A 2,004-nucleotide genomic window follows, 5' to 3' on the forward strand; every position below is an offset into this window, starting at 1 on the left:
GCCCGTCGCGACCGCGTGGACCGCGTGCAGGATGTCCGCCTGGTTGGTTCCCTTGAGCAGGTAGCCCCGGGCGCCGGCGCGCATCGCTGCGAAGACTGAGTCGTCGTCGTCGAACATCGTCAGGACCACGATCGCGACCTGAGGATTCGACTGCAGGATCTGTGCCGTCGCCGCAACTCCGTCGAGCTCGGGCATGTTCAGGTCCATCAGGACGACGTCGGGGTGTTCGCGGGCGGTCGCGGCGACTGCTTCGGTGCCGGTGGCCGCCTCGCCCACGACGACGACGGCCGGATCGGTGGCAAGGAGCGCACGCAGACCGCTGCGGAAGACGGGGTGGTCATCGGCGACGAGGACCTGGACTCGATCTGTCATCTCACCTCGGGCACCGGTAGGCGTGCGTGGACGACGGTTCCACGTTGGTCTGAGCTGATCTCGAGCCGGCCGCCGAGCTCCTCCGCCCGCTCCCGCATTCCCAGCATGCCGACCCCGGCGGGTTGGTCGGGCGGCAGCCCCCGACCGTTGTCGGCCACCTCGAGCTCGAGCGCGCCGTCGAGGTGCACCCTGACACTGCATGCGGTCGCGCCTGCGTGCCTGACGACATTGGTGAGGGCCTCGCAGGCGATCCGGTAGGCAGCGACCTCGACCGCGGCGGGAAGCTGGCCCAGTTCCTGATGAGGAAGGCAGAGGGTGATCGTGAGCGACGGGGCGGTTGCCTCCAGCTGCGACGCATGGAGCTGGAGTGCGCGCACCAGACCGAACTCGTCCAGTGCCGGCGGTCGCAGCCCGTACACGACGCGGCGTACGTCCGCGACGGCCTGCTCGACCTGGGTCTCCAGGGTCTCGAGGAGGTGCTCGGCTTCATCGGGCGCCGAGACGACCTGGCTGCGCGCGGCATGCAGGCCGAGGGTGACTCCCGCGAGGGTGGGGCCGAGCCCGTCGTGCAGGTCCCGGCGCAGGCGTCGCCGTTCTTCCTCCCGGGCGCTGACCAGCGCGACTCGCGAGCGCTGCAGAGCGAGGCTGGCCCGGACCGCGTGCGCTGCGACGCCGACTTGCCGCGCCAGGTCGACCAGGAGGCGGCGATCCGACATGTGCAGTGGCTGGCCGGGCGCGCGCGGCGACACGAGGAGTCGGCCGACCCGTTCGGCCTGGTAGGTCATCGGGAACTCCTCGACCGTCCCCGCCGGCCGTCCGTGCTCGGCCGCCATCGACCAGCCGGTCTCGTCGAGCAGCTCGACCGCGGCGTAGGGGAGCCGCAGGGCGTCGGTCACCGCCGTGACGACGCCGGGAAGGACGGTGTCGGGCAGCATCGCGTGCTCGAGCTGCCGGCCGATCCGGTTCATTGCTTCGTAGGGTCGCAGCCGGTCGCCGTAGAACACCTCGTCGACCGTTCTCTGGACCAGCGCGCGCAAGGGCTGGAACGCCGCGGCTGCAGCGACGGCCGCCGCGACGTGCTCCGCCTGCGTGGCGTGCCCACCGACCGCGGCCTCGACCACCGCGACGATGGCCAGGTAGATGCCGGCGACCAAGGCGCTGACGACGGCGTACGCCGCGGCGCGCCGGACGACCAGATCCAGGTCGTAGAGCCGGTACCGGAGCACGGCGACACCCAGAAGCACGGGCATCACCAGGAGGGCGACCGAGATCAACACGTCGCTGACCACCGGCAGCGCGTCGTGCAGCAGCAACGGCACAGGGAACAGCGAGACGCCGGCAAGGAACCACTTGAGCTGCTGTCGCTCGTCTCCGCCGGATCGACGCCAACGCAGCCCCAGCGTGACCAGGCCGGCGCACAGCGCCAGCAGACCCAGCGGGGCACTGATGGCGATCATTGCCGCCCAGAGACCGTCCAGCGCGGTCATGGCGTAGGGGTTGTCTCGACCCGGCACCGACTCGAGCCGCTGGGGCGTCAGCGCGTTGCCGAGGGTCGCCAGCACGATGAACGCCCAGCCGGCCCAGAGGGTGGGCCGCCATCGTCGGGACAAGGGCCGACCATCGGGAAACACC

The 2,004-nt window shown here is 71.1% G+C and carries 2 protein-coding genes; both read right to left on the reverse strand.

Going from position 1 to position 2,004, the window contains the following annotated elements; all coding sequences use genetic code 11:
- Positions 1-372 (reverse strand): response regulator (locus EFL26_RS13945; RefSeq protein ID WP_148046728.1); only part of this gene is annotated, 372 nt, incomplete at its 3' end.
- Positions 369-2,004 (reverse strand): sensor histidine kinase (locus EFL26_RS13950; protein WP_221176953.1); only part of this gene is annotated, 1,636 nt, incomplete at its 5' end. The genes EFL26_RS13950 and EFL26_RS13945, both read right to left, overlap by 4 nt.

It is taken from the genome of Nocardioides pocheonensis, assembly GCF_003725535.1.
GTDB classification, from domain to species: domain Bacteria; phylum Actinomycetota; class Actinomycetes; order Propionibacteriales; family Nocardioidaceae; genus Marmoricola; species Marmoricola pocheonensis.